This is a genomic window from Proteinivorax hydrogeniformans, assembly GCF_040515995.1.
Taxonomy (GTDB): Bacteria; Bacillota; Proteinivoracia; order Proteinivoracales; family Proteinivoracaceae; genus Proteinivorax; species Proteinivorax hydrogeniformans.
In genome coordinates, this window is the sequence record NZ_CP159485.1 from 2,321,187 (window position 1) to 2,339,737 (window position 18,551).

19 protein-coding genes and 1 riboswitch are annotated in these 18,551 nt (G+C 34.5%); of the genes, 2 read left to right on the top strand and 17 right to left on the bottom strand.

The features are described 5' to 3' along the window. Positions 1-50 precede the first annotated feature (50 nt). The 6 genes from PRVXH_RS11160 to PRVXH_RS11185 all read right to left on the bottom strand — a co-directional run bounded on the left by PRVXH_RS11160 (position 51) and on the right by PRVXH_RS11185 (position 6,690). Positions 51-536: a PTS glucose transporter subunit IIA gene (locus PRVXH_RS11160; protein ID WP_353892844.1), complete on the bottom strand. Its 486-nt coding sequence runs from the start codon at positions 534-536 to the stop codon at positions 51-53. Between the two features lie 39 nt (positions 537-575). Continuing rightward, positions 576-2,024: a sucrose-6-phosphate hydrolase gene (locus tag PRVXH_RS11165; protein ID WP_353892845.1), complete on the bottom strand. Its 1,449-nt coding sequence runs from the start codon at positions 2,022-2,024 to the stop codon at positions 576-578. Positions 2,025-2,120: 96 nt separating this feature from the next. Further along, positions 2,121-3,098: a carbohydrate kinase gene (locus PRVXH_RS11170; protein WP_353892846.1), complete on the bottom strand. Its 978-nt coding sequence runs from the start codon at positions 3,096-3,098 to the stop codon at positions 2,121-2,123. 84 nt (positions 3,099-3,182) lie between these two features. Beyond that, positions 3,183-4,556 carry a PTS transporter subunit EIIC gene (locus PRVXH_RS11175; protein ID WP_353892847.1) on the bottom strand — a complete coding sequence of 458 codons (1,374 nt, stop codon included), beginning with the start codon at positions 4,554-4,556 and terminating at the stop codon, positions 3,183-3,185. A 167-nt stretch (positions 4,557-4,723) separates the two neighbouring features. Further along, positions 4,724-5,722 carry a LacI family DNA-binding transcriptional regulator gene (locus tag PRVXH_RS11180; protein WP_353892848.1) on the bottom strand — a complete coding sequence of 333 codons (999 nt, stop codon included), beginning with the start codon at positions 5,720-5,722 and terminating at the stop codon, positions 4,724-4,726. Positions 5,723-5,844: 122 nt separating this feature from the next. Continuing rightward, the gene (locus PRVXH_RS11185; RefSeq protein WP_353892849.1) at positions 5,845-6,690 is read right to left on the bottom strand and encodes a YihY/virulence factor BrkB family protein; all 846 of its coding nucleotides are present in this window, start codon (positions 6,688-6,690) and stop codon (positions 5,845-5,847) included. Positions 6,691-6,903: 213 nt separating this feature from the next. Between PRVXH_RS11185 and PRVXH_RS11190 the strand changes: the two genes are divergently transcribed. After that, on the top strand, positions 6,904-7,863 hold the full coding sequence (locus PRVXH_RS11190; protein WP_353892850.1) for a metal-dependent hydrolase: 960 nt from the start codon (positions 6,904-6,906) through the stop codon (positions 7,861-7,863). A gap of 133 nt (positions 7,864-7,996) precedes the next feature. On the opposite strand, the gene PRVXH_RS11195 is transcribed toward PRVXH_RS11190, so the two are convergent. The 10 genes from PRVXH_RS11195 to PRVXH_RS11240 all read right to left on the bottom strand — a co-directional run bounded on the left by PRVXH_RS11195 (position 7,997) and on the right by PRVXH_RS11240 (position 16,434). Continuing rightward, positions 7,997-8,698 (bottom strand): RIO1 family regulatory kinase/ATPase, encoded by a 702-nt coding sequence (locus PRVXH_RS11195; protein ID WP_353892851.1) that lies wholly within the window; start codon positions 8,696-8,698, stop codon positions 7,997-7,999. After that, positions 8,699-9,448: a molybdopterin-guanine dinucleotide biosynthesis protein MobB gene (locus PRVXH_RS11200; protein ID WP_353892852.1), complete on the bottom strand. Its 750-nt coding sequence runs from the start codon at positions 9,446-9,448 to the stop codon at positions 8,699-8,701. A 32-nt stretch (positions 9,449-9,480) separates the two neighbouring features. Beyond that, positions 9,481-10,206, bottom strand: coding sequence for an energy-coupling factor transporter transmembrane component T (locus PRVXH_RS11205; protein WP_353892853.1), 726 nt, complete (start codon positions 10,204-10,206; stop codon positions 9,481-9,483). Then, positions 10,196-10,861, bottom strand: a complete 666-nt coding sequence (locus PRVXH_RS11210) for an ABC transporter ATP-binding protein (protein WP_353892854.1) — start codon at positions 10,859-10,861, stop codon at positions 10,196-10,198. The genes PRVXH_RS11205 and PRVXH_RS11210 overlap by 11 nt, the downstream gene beginning before the upstream one ends. Next, positions 10,858-11,547 carry an ABC transporter ATP-binding protein gene (locus PRVXH_RS11215; protein WP_353892855.1) on the bottom strand — a complete coding sequence of 230 codons (690 nt, stop codon included), beginning with the start codon at positions 11,545-11,547 and terminating at the stop codon, positions 10,858-10,860. Before PRVXH_RS11215 ends, PRVXH_RS11210 begins: the two co-directional genes overlap by 4 nt. Beyond that, positions 11,544-12,056: a molybdopterin-dependent oxidoreductase gene (locus PRVXH_RS11220; protein ID WP_353892856.1), complete on the bottom strand. Its 513-nt coding sequence runs from the start codon at positions 12,054-12,056 to the stop codon at positions 11,544-11,546. Before PRVXH_RS11220 ends, PRVXH_RS11215 begins: the two co-directional genes overlap by 4 nt. Continuing rightward, the gene (locus tag PRVXH_RS11225; RefSeq protein ID WP_353892857.1) at positions 12,049-13,551 is read right to left on the bottom strand and encodes an alkaline phosphatase family protein; all 1,503 of its coding nucleotides are present in this window, start codon (positions 13,549-13,551) and stop codon (positions 12,049-12,051) included. Before PRVXH_RS11225 ends, PRVXH_RS11220 begins: the two co-directional genes overlap by 8 nt. Positions 13,552-13,581: 30 nt before the next feature. Further along, positions 13,582-14,133 (bottom strand): ECF transporter S component, encoded by a 552-nt coding sequence (locus PRVXH_RS11230; RefSeq protein WP_353892858.1) that lies wholly within the window; start codon positions 14,131-14,133, stop codon positions 13,582-13,584. A gap of 38 nt (positions 14,134-14,171) precedes the next feature. Continuing rightward, entirely contained in the window at positions 14,172-15,272 is a 1,101-nt protein-coding gene (locus PRVXH_RS11235) for a molybdopterin-dependent oxidoreductase (RefSeq protein ID WP_353892859.1), read from the bottom strand. 121 nt (positions 15,273-15,393) lie between these two features. Beyond that, a riboswitch (molybdenum cofactor riboswitch) is annotated at positions 15,394-15,510 on the bottom strand. 207 nt (positions 15,511-15,717) lie between these two features. Continuing rightward, entirely contained in the window at positions 15,718-16,434 is a 717-nt protein-coding gene (locus PRVXH_RS11240; RefSeq protein WP_353892860.1) for a nucleotidyltransferase domain-containing protein, read from the bottom strand. A gap of 251 nt (positions 16,435-16,685) precedes the next feature. Between PRVXH_RS11240 and PRVXH_RS11245 the strand changes: the two genes are divergently transcribed. Continuing rightward, on the top strand, positions 16,686-17,300 hold the full coding sequence (locus PRVXH_RS11245; RefSeq protein ID WP_353892861.1) for a hypothetical protein: 615 nt from the start codon (positions 16,686-16,688) through the stop codon (positions 17,298-17,300). 231 nt (positions 17,301-17,531) lie between these two features. Here PRVXH_RS11245 and PRVXH_RS11250 read toward each other — a convergent pair whose 3' ends face one another. Beyond that, the gene (locus PRVXH_RS11250) at positions 17,532-18,401 is read right to left on the bottom strand and encodes a GNAT family N-acetyltransferase (RefSeq protein ID WP_353892862.1); all 870 of its coding nucleotides are present in this window, start codon (positions 18,399-18,401) and stop codon (positions 17,532-17,534) included. Between the last annotated feature and the right edge of the window lie 150 nt (positions 18,402-18,551).

Consider the following 18,551-nt stretch of genomic DNA (forward strand, 5'->3'; position numbering starts at 1 on the left):
AAAAGTTTAACTCCTGCAGCTAAGCTCGTCAGCAGGAGTTAAACTTTTATCTACTTTTTTACAATGTCCATTATTTTTTCTTTAATATCCACAGCTTTTTTATCAATCTTATTGATAGCCTCCATCTCATCTGCGTTAGTTATAACAATTGGAGTAACCAAAGACTTTGCATTTTTGCTAATATAATCTCTATTAAAAATAACCAAAGGCTCGCCAATCTTTACCTTGTCTCCAGCCTTTACCTTTACATCAAATCCTTCACCTTTAAGGTTTACAGTCTCCAAGCCTATATGGATTAAAAGTTCCACCCCATTTTTTGCTTTTAGACCTATAGCATGCTTTGTGTCAAAAACTTGAATTATCTCGCCATCAAAGGGCGCTACTACTGTATCATCTGTGGGGCTAATGGCAACTCCATCCCCCACCATTTTTTGTGCAAATACTTGGTCGTCAACATCCTCGATTTTAACTATCTCTCCCTTTAAAGGTGCCATTACTTCGATCTCTTTTGACTCTTTTTTAAATAAGTTAAACATTTAATTACCCTCCTATTTTTTTAATAAAACCATTTATCTTTAAACCAATTCCCACTTTTTGAGCTTTAACTTTCCCTGTCCGTCAAAGCTTATCTTGGTTTGGTTTTCTTTAGGATACACTCTTGTAGTAAATACCTTTTCACCCTCGTTTACGAATATTTCCAATGAGGAGGTATCAGAGAAAATTTGAAGTTTTTTTAACCTTTCAACCTCTGTCTTTCTCATAGTTCTTCCGTACCCTGACTTTTTGTGGTATAGCGATAAAAGCCTGTCTTTACTATTGTAGCTAATAGTTGTATCTTCTCTTAAATTTATTTGAAGCACTTCACCTATCTTCTCAAAATCTATGATAAGCTCATATACATCGCCACTTAACCCTTTTTGTTCTGTTTTTCCTTTTACCTCTATGTTGCTTTCTAATAGGTCTTTTCTAAGCTTTTGGTATTCCTCTAAAGGTTTTTGTATAAGCTTGCCGTCTTTTATCAGCAGTTGTCTAGGAATAGTCATAGCATGCTGCCATCCCTTTTGGACAGTAGGGTTTGTGTAATCATTTTCTATATCAGGAAGACCCATCCAGGCCCACATTATTCTTCTACCTTTGCTGTCACAAAAAGTTTGAGGTGCATAAAAATCAAACCCACAGTCTAGTTCTATAAAATCTCCTTTAGGCTCGAATCTTCCTTTTGGAAAATCTGCTTGGCCGATTAAATAACCAGATTGATGAACATTGTTATATAAATGTCCTTTTGGCTTAACTCCCTGAGGTGATATAAGCAAAACATCAGTTTGGTCTATGGTAAAAAAGTCAGGGCACTCCCACATATATCCTAGGTTTTGATAAGGTCCTGCAAAAACGCTCTTAAAATTCCACCTTTTTAAATCATCAGATTGAAAGAGCAGCACTTGCCCCTTACTATTAATATCTCTCGCACCTAAAACCATGTAATACATATCACCTTTAGCGAACACCTTAGGATCCCTTATGTGGGTACTAAACCCTTGTGGATATTGGTCGGCCCTTATAACGGTATGCTTTTTGGTTATATTGTATCCGTCGTCACTTACTGCATGTATGGTGTTTTGTTCACGGCCATTGTTGACAAAGTCATAACTTTCGCTTTTTTTAACATTGCCTGTATAGAAAAAGTGTATTTTATCCTTTGTTACAAATGCACTTCCTGAGTATATGCCATGGACATCATCGGCACGGTCTGGATAAAGCTTTACACCTTGGTCTTCAAATTTCACCATATCGTCGGAACACGCGTGCCCCCAGTATTTCAAGCCACCTTCGGCGTCCAAAGGAGAGTATTGATAAAAAAGATGGTACTTGCCATTATACTGGCATACACCATTGGGGTCATTTAACCATCCTATAGGAGGCATGACGTGATATTTTAAGCGCCATCTATCACTGTCTACTTTTGATTTGTTTAGTTTTAGTGCGTTTTCTATACTTAACTTTAATTCTTTTTGTAATGCATTCATAGTATCTCTCCTTGAGGTAAGTAAATATCCTATTATACAAAGTGAAACTTCATTCAGTAGGATTCTTACAGCCAGTTAACCTGCGCTAAAAATCACTTATTTTCTGTTGATAAACTTTACCGTTTCATCTAAACTTGACAAGGCATCCACAGCCCCACTTCTTGTGGTTGTCAAAGCGGCATATCCATTGCAAAACTGCAATATTTTAGTCATTTCAGTTGAGCTTATATTCTTTAGACTATTAATGGTTTGTTTATTCTCAGATAGCTTATATAATAGGGCTCCAATAAAGGCATCCCCTGCCCCTGTAGTATCGCAAGCTTTAACTAAAAAGCTAGGAGAAGTAACTTTTTTATTATCCCTAGTAATTATAGTAGCTCCTTTTGAACCTAAAGTATAAACTACCCACTGTACATTACCCACAAAAAGGCTTTGGATAGCTTTGTCGGCATCGTTTATGCCCGTAATAAACTCCAGCTCATCATCAGAAATCTTCAATATATGAGCATAAGGCAGAAATTCTAAAATGGCATTTTTGCACTCTGTGTGGGATGGCCATAAAGGAAGCCTTACATTAGGATCAAAACTAATTAGAGTATCACTATTTAGCCCAGCTTCAATAAGCCTTCGGTGAGCTTTTTTTACTGGCGCATCTATCAAATCAACAGAACAAAAATGAAGTATATCATTATTTGTTAGGGGTACATCATCTACATCGTTTTCGGTTAGTAGCATGTCGGCACTAGGATTTCTATAAAAAGAAAAATCCCTTTGCCCATCCTTTTGTAGTGATACAAAGGCCAGTCCTGTATTCGCCTCGTCAGTTTTAAATACCCAATTAGTGTTCACTGCATTTGCTTTAAGTGTATCTATAATGTGCTCACCGAATGAATCTCTACCTAGCTTGGAGATAAACGCACTTTTACCACCTAACTTTGCTACAGCCACAGCTACATTTGCTGGCGCTCCACCCATAACCCGTTTAAACTCTTTAACGTCCTTTAATGCCACACCTGTCTCGTCAGGGATAAAATCAATGAGTGCCTCCCCTATAGTATAAACTTTATTTTCCACCTTGTTCTCACTTCCTTTAATCTCCAAATTAGGGTAAAAAGAAAAATTGACTTTTTACCCTAATTTAGTTATTTCAGTTAAGTTTTAGTTAATCTCTTCTACTATTTTACCGCCTTGAAGTCTTACAACTAAAAATGCAATGCTAAACGAAATTAGTATTACTAATAGATATTGTATCATGCTAGCTATACTGCCAGTGTATAATAGTAAACCAGGAATAAATGTTATTCCCATGCCGGTAGCTGAAAGCCCCATTATATATGTGGCAAGCCCACCGGCTGCTCCACCTATCATGCCAGATAAAAAGACCCGAAAATGCCTAAGAGTTACACCAAATAGCAATGGCTCTGTTATACCAAATAAAGTTGACGAACTTGAAGAAACAGAATTAGCCCTTTTAACTTTATTTCTCATAAGAAGGGCAGTGGCTATTGCAGCTCCAAACTGTCCAGCCATACTAGCTGTCATAAGTGGATTTAGCATGTTCTGACCTGTCTCCGACAGAAGCTGAAGCTCGATCATACCTAACGAATGGTGCAAACCTGTAACAACCAAAAGCTGCTGAAAGGCTGCAAAAAGCATATAACCAATACCTAGCGGCGCTTCTATTGTAAATATGATAAAGTTAATTACTCCTGTTTCTAACTGCTGAAGTAACGGTCCAAATACTACAAGCATCAAAAAGATTGTAAATGTTAATGTTATAAAAGGTGTTACCACAAGGTCCATCATCTGCGGCACAAAGTTGCGTAATTTTTTTTCAGTTTTAGCTACTAAATATCCAGCAAAAATAGCGGGAATTACAGAACCCTGATACCCCACTAAAGGAATTGAAATACCCAATAGATTTATAAATAAAGGTTCAGCGTCACCACCGGCAACTGCCCAAGCATTAGGCAGCTGAGGTGCTACCATCATAAGCCCCACAACTATACCAATAACTGGTGTCCCACCAAATTTTCTAGTAGCACTATAGGCAATAAGGACTGGTAAGAAAGCAAAGGCTGTATCTGTTAGCATCTGAAATAGAGCCATTCCAGCAGAGGTAAACTCTACACCAAGCTCAATTAACAACCCTCGAATACCCATTAAAAGACCTGTAGTAACAAGGGCTGGTATCAAAGGCACTAAAATATCTGCTAGAGTACGTACAACTTTTTGTACTGGATTCATGTTTGAATAAACATCTTCTTTGAAATCCTTAGATTCCAGTTCTAATTCCTGGCTTAATTCACTATAAACCTCATTCACCTTTCCAGTTCCAAAGATAAATTGGTGCTGACCGGTATTAAAAAAGTATCCTTTTGCTCCGTTAACATTTTCTGCTTTTTCTTTATCAACCACAGAATCGTCCTTTAAAATAATTCGTAGCCTAGTTGCACAGTTTTCAAAGTTCTTTATGTTATCCTTTCCACCTACAACAGCTAAAAGCTCCTTGATTGTTTGCTGATGTTTCATCGCAACCTCTCCTCAAAATTTGATTAATAAACTTACCGCTCAAACAAAACTTTAACCATAACTTGTACATTAGAACATTCTATCCATAAGATACCCCCTAACATGATTATTACCTTAGGCAAGAAATCGATTTCATTAGATGTCTAAAAAAAGGAAATCTTTTAAATTTACGATTCCCTTATGGAGTTAACGCTACTTCTTAATTTTACGTCATAGCCTACCACTATATCAGAAGTGTTTTTCCCCTTAGAGTTAATCAAACTCATTAGATGCTCACAAGCCAGCTTCCCCACCTTTTTGTGGTGATACTTAGCAGTAGTCAAGGCTGGTATAAAGTACTTAGACATTTTACCATCACCTATGCCAGTTACTGAAATATCTTCAGGAACCGAAAGCTTGTTGTCTTTTATGCAGTGTATTGCACCGAATGCCATTTGGTCGGTGACAGCCATAACTGCTGAGGGCTGCCCTTTTTGTAGTATTTCCCCCATTGCTTTATAACCAGATTCTAAAGAAAAATCTCCAATTGCAATTAGGTTTTTATCTATGGTGATATTATGTTCTGTTAAAGCATCGAAATATGCTTGTTTTCTTACCTTACCTACCGCTACATCCTTTTCTGATACACCGACAAAGGCTATTTTCTCGTGTCCTTTTTCGATAAGGTGTTGGGCCATAGCTTTTGCAGCATTATAATCATCATGAACTATACTAGTATATTTTTCAACTCTCTGACCCACAAAAACTACTGGTTTATTTAAGTTGTTAAGAATTCTAAGATGTTCATCGGTGACTACCGTTGCCATTATAATTATACCGTCGACAAGGTTATTGCTAAAGACTTTTAGGTAGTTTAATTCTTCCTCTACCTGTAGGTTGGTATTTGCAATTAGCAGCTGATAATTATTTTCTTTAGAAATCATGGTAATTCCATCAACGACTCTACTAACTGTTTCGGTGCTTATTTTAGGAACAATAACACCAATGATATTTGATTTTTGGGTTTTTAAAGACTTTGCAAACTCATTAGGGGTATAGTTAACTTCTTCTATAACCTTTTTTACAGCTTTCTTTTTTTCTTCCTTTACATAGCCAGAGTTGTTTATCACTCTAGAAACTGTTGCCGGCGAGACTTTTGCTAACCGTGCAATATCTTTTATTTTCATATTTTTTCACCTTTGTGTAATCGTTTTCATATTCATTATATCAATGCTATAATCTTTGTCAAGATTAATCTTCTTTTGTTTTTAAATTTTCTAATATCTTGTTAACCTAGTCCTCTATGTTACTATATCCTACTTTTTTTACGTATATTTCTGATGTTATATAAGGTGGCATTAATTTCTCCACCTATTATCAAAATAAATCCACTTAAGTAAAACCAAAACATCAGTATAATAACTCCACCTAAGGCTCCGTATGTAGCCGTAAAGTTATTAAAGTTAGCAATATATATTGAAAACCCATAAGAAATTAACAGCCATCCTAATGTTGCAGTTATTGCTCCTAAGACAACATGACGAAAAGCTATGTTTTTATTAGGTGCTATATAATAAATCAACATTAAAGCAGTTATCATAATAACCACAGAAATAATCCATCGTAAATAATTTAGAAAGTTTATGGTCTGGTTAGAAAAATAAAATACACGACCTAGAAACCTTAAAATTTCATCACCAAAAACAGGCATAAGTAAGATGACGAAAAACGTTATTACTATTCCTAAAGTCATAAAAATAGAAATCATCTTTAGCTTTACAAATGAACGTGTCTCATCTACATTATGTACTTTGTTAAGCGCTCTTACTAGTGCATTTATTCCGTTAGAAGCAGTCCAAATAGATGCTAATATTCCAAAGGATAACAAGCCACCCTTAGGCTCTGATACCACTTCTAAAATTGTATCTATAAATAGCTGCGCTAGGTGAGATGGAGCAAACTCGTGTACAAAGTGATGAATTTGTTCTATAGTTATCGGAATGTAGGATATAAGAGCTAGTATAAAAATCAGAAAGGGAAATATGGCAAGCATAAAGTAAAAGGCTAAGGTTGCTGCCCAGTCTTGCATTGGGTCTTTTCTTATTTGTTCTATAAACTCTTTCAAAAATAATTTAACTAACCTAACTAACTTCATAAAAGTACACCGCCTTTATTTAAAACCATTTTTATCTCTTTTAAGATGGATAATTTTAAGCATTAACCACTGTCATAGCAAGCTTGGAATAATATTCAACTATTTATGTTTGATATGATTTGTTATAATCAATTTAGAGTTTAAGTTGACATCTTGTCTGTTAAGAAAATTTCATTTCTTTATTCATAAACTAACATTGAGGAGGGGAGAGGAATGGATCCAATATCACACGCAATAATAGGCCTTTCTATATATGGGTTAAACAATGTGCCCGACATCGGAAATCCTGCTTTAATTGGCACGATAATAGGGGCGGTGGCGCCAGATTTTGATATAGTCACCAAGGTTAAAAGTGACTATGTTTATCTAAAACATCATCGAGTGGAAAGCCATTCCCTGCCAGGTATTATAGGTTTAGCTTTGTTGATTACGTTATTTCTTTCGTTGTTTTATACGACCTTTATGTTTAAAGAGGTATTTATTTGGTCATTTATCGGAGCGTTATCCCATGTGCTATTTGATTTATTAAATTCGTACGGAGTGGCTTTATTATATCCTTTTAGCAAGAAAAAGTATTCTTTAAGTCTGATAACTATTTATGACCCATTAGTTCTGATCTTAGGTGGGTATATACTATTTTATAGCGGTAGAACTTTGCATGAAAAATTTATAATAGGATTTACCCTGTTTTCATACCTATTACTCAAACAAACAAATAAGAAGATAATAGCTAAAAAGTTAAAGCAGTATTATGACAGTCAGTGTAAAGATACTAAGATAAACAGTATTAGTGTAATGCCATCAGATTACAGCATTTTAAAATGGGATTATATTGTCAGTACAAAAAAGGAATATATCGCCGGAGAAATTAAAGGTTATAACGGCTATCCCACTTCTTTTAAAAGATTTGCTAAAGTCTCTAATCCATTAATGGAAAAAATCCATAATGAAGAATTAGGCTCATATTTTAAAGACTTTACACCAATTTATCATGTGGAGTTTGAACAAAAAACAGATGGTTTTATAGTTAAAATGATTGACTTAAGGTATAAAATAAAAAATAGATTTAAGCACCATGCCATGTTTTATTATAATAATAACGCTAAGCTTATCAAAAGTGTATTCCATCCCTTTAGTATGGAAAATCAAATTGAGATAAATAAAAATAAATAAATAAATAAGATACCACCTACTTACTAAAAGTTAGGTGGTATCTTATTTCTACACTGATATAAAAAAACCTCTAATTACTATCAATAATTTGTAAACTAAGCCCCTAGTGAGTGCTGCATTGGAATATGAACTGCTACTTTTGGGTTTCGTTATTAATGATAGCTTTACTTTTTTTCATCCTTCTTCTTTTAATAGCTTTAACTTGTTTAGAACGCTCAAATATCAACCTATCCTTATCTAAATTAAATTCTTTAGTTGCTGTATCTAAAAAAAGATTAGAAAATTTAACTTTCCAATCTGTATATTCTGGTGAGTATAGAAGTATAAAAGCTGATATTCTAGCTAAGTCTTCTTCTCGCTTTCCCTTAGCACAGTCCTCAAAGTCAACTCCATAAATGTCGTTATTTGACACTAAGAAGTTCCTTAAATTGCAATCCTGCAAAGTTAATCCTGTAAAATTATAAAACTGGTCTAACCAAGCGAGAAAATTATAAGTTATTTTTATGACCCTTTCGTCGTCTACTTTATAGGATTTTCTTTCAAAGTCTAGGATCGTTTCTAATAAAGTGTTTGCAGGTAGGTATTCCATTAAGAGCATCTGGTCGTTGTGGTAATACACTTTAGGGACATTAAATCCATTCCGATACAGTTTGATTAATATATTATTTTCTTTTTGGATACCTCTATTTTTGTACTTTAGTACAAATCGATTGCTTTTCCCCAAAAAATCTTCTGTGTAAACTAACATAACCTTGTTTTTTTTGCTGGGAAAAACTTTTTCAAACTTGTATTTAACTATTTGATGACTATCAACAAACTGTTTTGGCAGGCACATTTACTCCTCACCTATTTTTATTTTTATTGACTTGCCTTTTTTATAGCCATCTAACTCTTTAGCTACTGCAAGAACATTATTATACAAAATATTTTTCACAAATGGCACCATATCAATTTTTTGCCCGTCTATCTCAAGCTCTATTTTTCCTTCATTTATTAAGCAATCGCTTACACTTTTCTCTTTTTTGATAATCTTTTGTTTAAGCTCCTCACAACTAAACCCACAAGCATTACAGCATTTTGAAGGAAAATCTGGTAGTTTATTATATGTTTTTTCTAATATCAGGTCTACTAATTTATCTACTTCAGTTAAAGCACTTAAAGCAGGTACTCCTTTATATGAGCTAATTTTTTCAGATATTCGACCGGATATAGCAATAGTATGATTATCTACCCGTTCTTTAAGCTCTTGCTCGTTGTGGGCTGTTATAATCTTAGGGCAGCTATAATCTACCACTCCCTCTAGCACAACAAAATCATGCTCATAACAGCGCAGTATTTCTTCTATAGAAAGCCTTCTTTTATATAAGATGTCAGTTTCAAATAGGCCTCTAGCTGTAACTAAGTCGGATCCTGCTTTGTAGTGTCTATGAGTATTAGTCCCCTCTGTATCAATTGCAAACTTTTCAAAATGTATGTCTTTAACAGAGCCCACCGTAAATCTTCTTTTTTTCAATTCTGTTATTATCTTTTCTATAGTAGTGGTTTTGCCAGACTGAGTAATTCCTATAACTGAAAATAGCTTCATCTTAACCCTCCCAAACTTTTTAACTGTTTACTTTAAGAAAAGTATTTAAAAATCACTGCACCGGTTGAAAAACAAAATATTACCATGGAGACATAATCTCTATAGCCTAGCTTTAACTGTCTATAACTTGTTCTGTTCGAGCATGCTCTAAGACCTCTCATTTCAACTGCAATTGCCAGTTCTTTAGCTTTTAAAATAACGCTTGCTATCATAGGCATTATTAAGTATGAATATATTTTAATTTTGGTTCCTTTGGGTATTTTTTTTAAGTTTATACCTCTTAGTTGTATTGCTGTCATCATATCTATTACTTCTTCTTTAAGCATAGGTAGAAATCTTATCGCCACAGAAACCATAAAAGCTAATTCGTACGGTATTTTCCATTGGTATAGACCTTGAACAATATCACGAGAGTTTGATGTTGTCATAACAGTAGCAGAGGTGATTATAATTGATATTCTTAAAAAAATAGATGCAGAATTTGCCAGACCAACTGTAGAAACTATTGTGAGGTTTCCTAATGTAACTAATCCTTCTCCGCCGTCGGTGAAAATACTTTGTATAAAAATCATAAACACAAAAATCCAAGCAAATCTTTTTAGCTTCCAGAAAATCATAAGAGATCCACTTTTAAACAGCACTGACATCATTACAGCTACACACAATACACACAAAAGCCATAAAGCATCATTAAATAAAACTGCCATGCTGGATATACACATCACCATTATTAGCTTAGTTCTGGGGTCACACTGCATAAGAGCTTTCCTCACCTTTTTTTAACTCAATTATTCTATTAGCGTACTTAGTGACAAAACTCTTATCGTGACTAATTATTAACATCCCGATACCATCATCTAGCAATGTCTTTAAAATATTTAATAGCGCTTGTTTTCTCTTTATGTCTAAAGCAGTTGTGGGCTCATCTAAAATCAAGAATTTAGGCCGGTTGATTAAAATGGAGGCTAAAACTAATCTTTGCTTTTCCCCTCTGCTTAGATAAAAAGGAAATTTAGTTCTTTCATTTAATAATTCAAAATCTGATAGTGCTTTCAACACTTTTTTTTCAATAATGTCTTCTCTATAGCCATTAATTCTTAACGCAAACGAAAGTTCTTCTTCCACTGTAGGAGCAAAGATTTGTTTTTCGGGGTCTTGAAACATATAACCTACTTTCTGGCCTACCTCGCCTAAAGAGATTTCTTTGGTGTTTAAACCATCTATTAACACATCACCAGCAGTTGGCTTTATTATGCCTGCCATCAACTTCCCTATGGTGGATTTGCCGCTGCCATTAGATCCAAGTAATGCTGTCAAGCCAGTTTTAGGAATTGTCATATTTAAATTATCTATGACTAATTCTTTTGGATTCATCCCATAACCATAAGATATCCCATCAAAAACAATACTCATAAAGTCTCCCCCCTAAAGTCCGATAACTTTCCATTTTTTAAAAGCATTACTCTATCTGCTACCTTTAGATTATCAAAATCATGTTCTACCATAATTATAGTTTTTCCCTCTGCCTTTAAGGTCTTTATTAAATCTAAAATCTTGTTTTTTTCATATAGGTCTAGTTGAGACAAAGCCTCGTCAAATATTAGAATATCAGGTTTTAGGCTTAACACCGAAGCTAGTGCAACTAATTGTTTTTCACCACCGGAAAGCATTTTGGGATTTTTAAAACGATGTTTTTTTATGCCCACTTTGTTAATTACCTCAGATATGCGCTTGCCTATCTCCTCACGAGGCAACCCAAAGTTTTCAGGACCAAATGCTATCTCATCTTCTACAGTTGGAGAAAACAGTTGTGTGTCAGGGTTTTGGAAAATAACCCCCACCTTTTTAACTAAATGTGGCATGCTTAGCTCCTTTAAGGAAGTCCCATCAATTAGTATCTCCCCTTGTGCATCACCTTGCTTAATCCGTGGAATCACCCCACTTATTAAGGCACATAATGTGCTTTTGCCGCTTCCGCTTAACCCTACTATTGCAATAATTTCACCACGTTGAACTGTTAGATCTATTCCTTTTAGCAGTTTTTCTTCTGATTTTTTAAATCCAAAATAGAGATTTTTTACCTCAATTTTTTTTATCAATTAACATCCAGCTCCATTAAAAACTTGTTCCACCGTTGTCCAAATTGGTCTTGCTTTATTACCACCTGGTACGGACCGGAACCTCCATCTTCCCGTGGTGCTAGGTACTCACCGTTTTCTTTATATACTATATACACGTTGTCTTTGTCTAAAATTTCACTTTGCGTAAGAGCTACAGTGTAACCGTCGGCAGCTCGAGTGATAACCTGATTTATGTCATCTAAGTTAATGTCATATTTAGACAATAAATCTTTCATCAAAATTCCTTTATATGTGTTGTCCTTGTTTGGACTGCTGCTGCTTCTTAAGGTTACTTCAAATTCATGTTGAGCCAGTTCTAACATATCATCAAAATTAACTGTTGCTACGCGCTCGTCCTCAAAGTTAATGAAGATTTTTGCCTCTTCTTGGCTTAGCACTCTTTCCTCTCTATCATTTAAGTTTAAGTAAGCGAAAACTACTATAACTCCCAACAAAATACCTAAGGTAATAAGAATTTTTTTATTCATTAATTGCACCCCCGTTAAAAATCCAATATGGCATAAACATATCTTCTGTTATCAACGAACCATGGTCGCCACCTTCCTCTGTCTTATGCATTCCATGGTCAGCATATACTATTACTTTTCCGTCCCATTTGGCTACTAACTGATTGACATAACTATCTATCTTTTTTAAATCCTCTAAGATTTCAACGGCAAGATCTCCATAATTGTGTCCAGCTATATCAACATCTTTGTAATGTACAAACAGCAAGTCAAGACCTTTTGACATCTTCTTTAACGCGTTTTCGGTTTTTTCGTCGTCTGTGCTGCCATCGTTATTTTCATCCATAGACAGAACAGGAGGGATCTCTAATTCTATTGTTCCAATAGGGCCTATTACGGCAGCAGCTTCTTTGTTTTGCTTTTTACAAAACCCAAAAATTGTTGGCACCTCTACCTTTCTTATCCCTCTTTTGTAAACACCGTTGACATAAGGAAGCTCTCCGGTTAAAGAAGCTGCTAGATTGACAGGAGTTACAGAAGGATAAGCTACCATAGCTTTTTGGGGCTCTGGCAAGCTTTCTAAAAATGGGATGTAATCGTTCTTTTTTGCGTACTGGTATTGATGATACCCAAGCCCGTCAATTAAAATCAGCATTACATTTTCTTCTTGATTAAGCATTTTTTTTGTATCGTAATAAACATCTGTTATTCTTTTAGCCGGTGGCTTTATAACTACCCCAACAACGTCTTGGATCTTTAACTCACCATTAACCACATACCCTATACTGTTATTGTTCAAAACTAGTTTACCTTCTTTATCTAAAGAAGCTTCCTCACCTTTTTTACCAACTACTAGAGCCTCTTCATCATCATTTATATATTTTTCAATGTCGATTATTTTTCTTTTATTAAAAGTGGTTACATCTAAACTTTCTCCATCGTTTTTAATTGTTGATTCTCCTCTAAAAGTAAAAACAGTAGAGTATCCTTTTTTATATAGCTGCCCCACCGATAGGCTAGCTATATTCTCACCCGGTCTAATTATATTAAAACTATCTTCCACTGATAAATCATCGCTCACTATAACGATTTTTTTGACATCTTTAACATTGCTGCTGGGTGGATGGTTTTTGTTTATTGCCTCCCAACCGTACTCTTTACTTTGCGCAATATAGCTTTTTTCTAGATTTTTGTTAGAAATCAAAGCACTATAACCATCATGTGATATAAATAGCACATCAAACCTTTCAGTTTTAGGGTTTGCTTTTTTTATTACTTCTTCTAGTGGTGCTACTTCTAAGGAATCATCTCTGTAATTTATAGTGACTGCCTCGGAATGTTTCTGAACATAATCCAAACTAACTGATTCTTTAACATCCCCGACAACTTCTAATAAAGGCATATAATGGGTAGAATCACCTGACTGAGGTATTACATTTAGAAGTAAAAGCACTAAAAGACCAACACTTATAAGAACTATTGCGCTAATTTTATTATGCTTCTTTATATTTAACACTTATATCACACCCCCCTAGAGTAAAGTACTCTACCAAGCTAGCTTATCCTTAAATTGCTTAACCACCTTATGGGCAATTATACCTCCTATCCCTCCTGATAAGGATGCTACCGCAAGACTCAGCACCAAAGGTACAAAAGGCAGCCTAAAAAAAACTAAGTTTACTAAAAAGCTACCGCTCACGTTTGCAGCTATGCCGGCAGCAAAGCAACACCCTGCGCAACAGCCTTTATGCCTTGAAATAAGAAATATCAAGTCCACAGCCACCCCTGGCAATATATATGTAGCCAAGCTCATAATTCCATGAGTTCCAAAAAAACCAACTGAAATAACTACAATAGCCTGCACAAGGGCGATTAACGTTGCGGAGCCGGTCTTTCCAACAAGAGCAGCTCCCATTACAATCCACATCATATAAAATCCGCCTGCAACTACCCCGCCTGGTATAAAAAAAGGCCCTGTAATTATATATGCTAGGGGAACTACTATTGGCTTTACTGCTAAACCTAAGCATGCCATTAGAGCTATAATCATCAAATCATAGATAGAAAAACGCTCAAGAAAAGAGCTTGGGTTGTTCATTTTGTCACCTCCCATTTTGATGCCACAACTTTTCTAACTTAGTTTATAGGCTTTATAAATAAAAGATCTCTAACTGCAGTATTTCTTGGTAAAAAGTCAAATTCAGAAGCCACCTCTTTGCTTTCTCTTATATACACTATCCCGGAGGCTAAATCCTCGTAGGTTACCTCAGCTGAAAATCCATCTGCAGCTTCTAAAAGATATTTGTCAGCTTTTTTAAGTCCGTACTCCTCAACTAAAACCTGCAAGTTTATACCGTTGTTTTCGCCAACTTCATATTCATCAAATATCTCCTTCCCTCTTTCCACTGAAAATACCCCTGTATTATTAACAGATAACCAAACAAGGTCTCTAACGTGCATTCCTCTTGGAAGGTCAGGAGATCTGAAAGCTGGTGTGTTTTCACCTTGAGTAACTATGAAAGCATCTTTAAATGTTTCATATTCTTCGTTTTTATCAAAGCCATCTGTGGCTAACATATAAACATCTCCTGATGCATCTATTTTCTCTAAAAACTTTGAACCTTTAACACTCTTTTTGTCTTCACTACCATCGTATGGAAGTTCTTCCATTTCAGAAATTACCGATTCAAAAAACTTAATTTTTCCTAGTTCATTATTTTTTTCTTGAGTAGGTTCCCCATTTTCTAACTTAATCTCAACTAAGCTGCTAACCCAGTACATGGACTCTTCCTCAGGTATAAAAACTCTAATTGGCCTTGATTCTTCATGTAGTGGATCGCCTTTAATTTCGTAAGCTAAAATTATATCCCTTTTTGCTAGAATATGATTTGGTACTTCCAGGGAATATCCATCCGAGGCTGTCAACCTAATAGTCTCAATGCTTTTTATATCTTGATCTATCGACTTTAATACATCTTCGAACAAAGCTCCTTTAATTGTATACTCCTCTTCTATTTCTCCATCATCATCTCTTCTAATAATTTTTTCCGTAGTTTCTTGTAATTCCATTAGCTCCATAACGCTAATTTCAGTTTTCCCTTGGCTAGAACTCAAAATTGTTATTACATCTTCTACAGTAGGGTATTCACTAATAGCCTTTTCTTCTGTAGAGCAACCAACAATTGCTCCCATTGTAAGTAATAATACGCAAATTATAGCTAGCAATTTTTGTCTCATGATTCTAAACACTCCTCTTAGAGAAATTTTGATAAAATTTGGGTACATTTCTTCCAAATAAAAAAAATGCCTTTCTTTTAATGGAAAGACATTTAATATATAAAAACTATAACCACCATCAGGCAGTTACGATTAAACTCCTTTCCACCGGGAGGCATACCCGTTTCCAAATATACCCTAACGGCCTAGATACCATAGATTAATCCTTAGATATAAAGGCTCGGAGCAAATATTTAATTGTGAACTACCCACCAATTACCACCTATGCGGGTTGCTTGAATAAAAAAGAGTTGAGATGAGAAGTGTTATTTAATCTCTCCTCTTACTATAATTATTCTACACTTAATCTAAATTTCCTTTTATTTTTTAGTAGATAAAATTAGAAATTACTGGCCCTTAGGGCTGCCACTTTTATCAAAATTATCTCTTAAAGCTAATTCGTCGTTTACTCCTTACTTTCCCATAAGTCAAATATTAAAGGCATAATGTCATCACATGCCTTTAGTAGTGTGCAAACTTGCTCTTGTGTCAGTCTTTCTCTCCCCCATGTTATCCACAAGTCATAAATTACATTAATTTTCTCATTAAGCAACTTTCTATCTTTAAATTTTTTGTTGCAAACTGTCACCACGTCTTTTTTGGAGCTTACATATATCCCTTTTCCACTTAAAACTATGCAAAGAGTTCTAAAAGTGGCACTAAAATATCTTTCTATAACTTCTTCCTCATAATCTTTATAGCTAGCCTCAAAGAATTTCAAACATTGATCTGCAGTTTTTATTTCTTCCTCTCTTGTAGGCTTAGGAATCCTGTCCTTAATCTCCTGTCCATAAATCAGTTTTCCTTCTCTTATAAAGTTATTATATTCAAAACCGCTACCTAAAAATGATTGTCCGCCTATTACTTCTTTTTTAGTGGTATAGGCCACACTAATCGGTTTTTCCTTACTTTTAATCTTTTCTAATTCCAACTGGAGCTTATTTTGAATTTCATTACTTTTTAACACAATATACAAATCAATATCGCTTCTTCCCGGCACAAAGTCTCCTCTAGCCACACTCCCCCCGACATATACAGAACATATCTCATCGGCAAACTTAATCTGGCATATGTTTTTCACTTCATCTAAGGCCTCAAAATAACTCTCTCGATTTCCCAGCATACAACCACTCCTTTTTACCAACGCTGGATTTTAGAAAATTCTAACTGATTCTTTATATACTACATTCAACCTATTTATTCCTGCTACTTTTGAATTTATGCAGTGAAGGGGGGCTTATCCTCCACTGCATAAAAATTCACCAAAACTTTTTACGTAAATTGTGTTATAATTGTAACGCTAATATACCTGTATGGTAATTCCAAAAGTGTGATTAAATTGACTATATAATTTTTGCAAAGGTGGTTACTAATTTGAAACGTTTTCTTTTTTATTTTGTGGGCCTATATATGACTGCAATGGGTATTTCCAGCATTATCGTTGCTGACCTTGGTGCTGGTTCATGGGACACGGTTTTTGTAGGACTTTATAATAAGCTTGGACTAACTCCCGGAACATGGAGTATAATTGTTGGTGGTTTGCTTATGTTTTTAAATGGCTTTTTGGCGAAAGAAAAGCCTGATTTTTTGGCGTTTCTCACTGTGTTTACATTAGGTGTTTTTATTGATTTTAACCTTTTTATATACAGTTTTATAAGCGTTGCATATCTTTCTGATAAATTAATGCTTTTTGCTTTTGGGTTTGTACTGTTAGCCACTGGGGTTGGTGTTTATTTACAGGCTAAGTTTTCACCAAATCCTATTGATAAACTCATGGTAGTTGTGCATAAAAGGTTTGGAATTAGTATTGCCTTATCAAGGTTTTTGTGTGAAGCTACAGCTCTTACTATTGGTTTTTTATTAGCGGGACCTGTGTCGTATGGCACTGTGATTATAGTGCTTTTTATCGGGCCTTGTATCCAGTTTTCTTATAGCAAAATGGAGCTACTTTATAACCAACCAAAAAGAGCAGCCAAAAGAGTTATTTAAAAAATCCCTCAAACTATTTGTTTGAGGGATTTTTTAAATAAACATCTATAATGATACTTTTGTTATTCTTCTATATCTGAGGTTTTCTCTATCCAACACTACGCTAAAACGTTTCATAGCCTCTTTGTAGGGTTTTTATAATATTGTGGTACCTCACTTCTTTTATAACTTTATCATTCTTTTATTATGATTTGTAATATGGCCCATGTAAGAGTCTACAGTATGAGGGTATCATCTAGTGTATCTATATCTAATCAAAGTATTTTTAAAACCTGTCTTTTCATACAATTTCACAGCTTTTTCGTTGTGTCCAAAAACATGAAGATGTAATGTTTTATAGCCTAAATTATTTACAAATGAAAACATATCGTACATAACTTTTTTTCCAAAGCCTTGTCCTCTGAACTCTTTAAAAATTTCTATATAAGCTATAAACATTGTTTCTGAATCTTCTTCGTATAACCATAGTATCCCTATAACTTCATTATTCCAACAAACACCATACATTTTTTGATTATCTAGTTTGAAGACTGGAAGAACATGTTTTTCAAATTTTGCAACTGCTTCACTTTCACTCATTATAGGATCCTCTAACATATAATCTCTAACTGTAGCTTTTTTAAAAGCATCTAGGTCAAAGTATTTATCCATTTCTGAGTTGCAAAGTTCTTTAAACTCAATTCCGTATGATACGCTATCATCAGCAACATCTTTTCCCATGCGTAAGTTGATAGGCTTAAATCTTTCTAATTCAAATTTCTCGCTACAAGTTGTAGTCAAATAGAGAATGTCAATTAAATTACTTTTTTCTTTTAAAGTATATTCTAGGTTACTATTTTTTAGTTTCTGTATTATTGATGAATCGTGATTTTTCAAATATAAGTCTCCTACTTTTCTTGCAGAAATAAAAATATACCCAAGTAACTCATCTTCATGGTTTATTGCTAGTAAAGGCAGTTTGTTTTTCTCTAAATATTTCTTTCTTTCGTCTACGTGTTCTTTGTACTTTTCAAAGGGCATTCCTTGAAAAAAAGTTGAGTTCTTATAACTTTCATCATAGAAACTTTCTTCAATTGATGTATGTTCGATTATTTTAGGCACGACACTAGCCTCCTTTTATATGATTTTTAATATTTTATAATATTTATTCAATTAAAAGACTATAAGTCCCTGTTAAATAATAAAAGTTAATACTCTTTTAACTTTTATAGTACCGCTACTAAAGTTTAATAGGGAAGAAAAATCGCATAT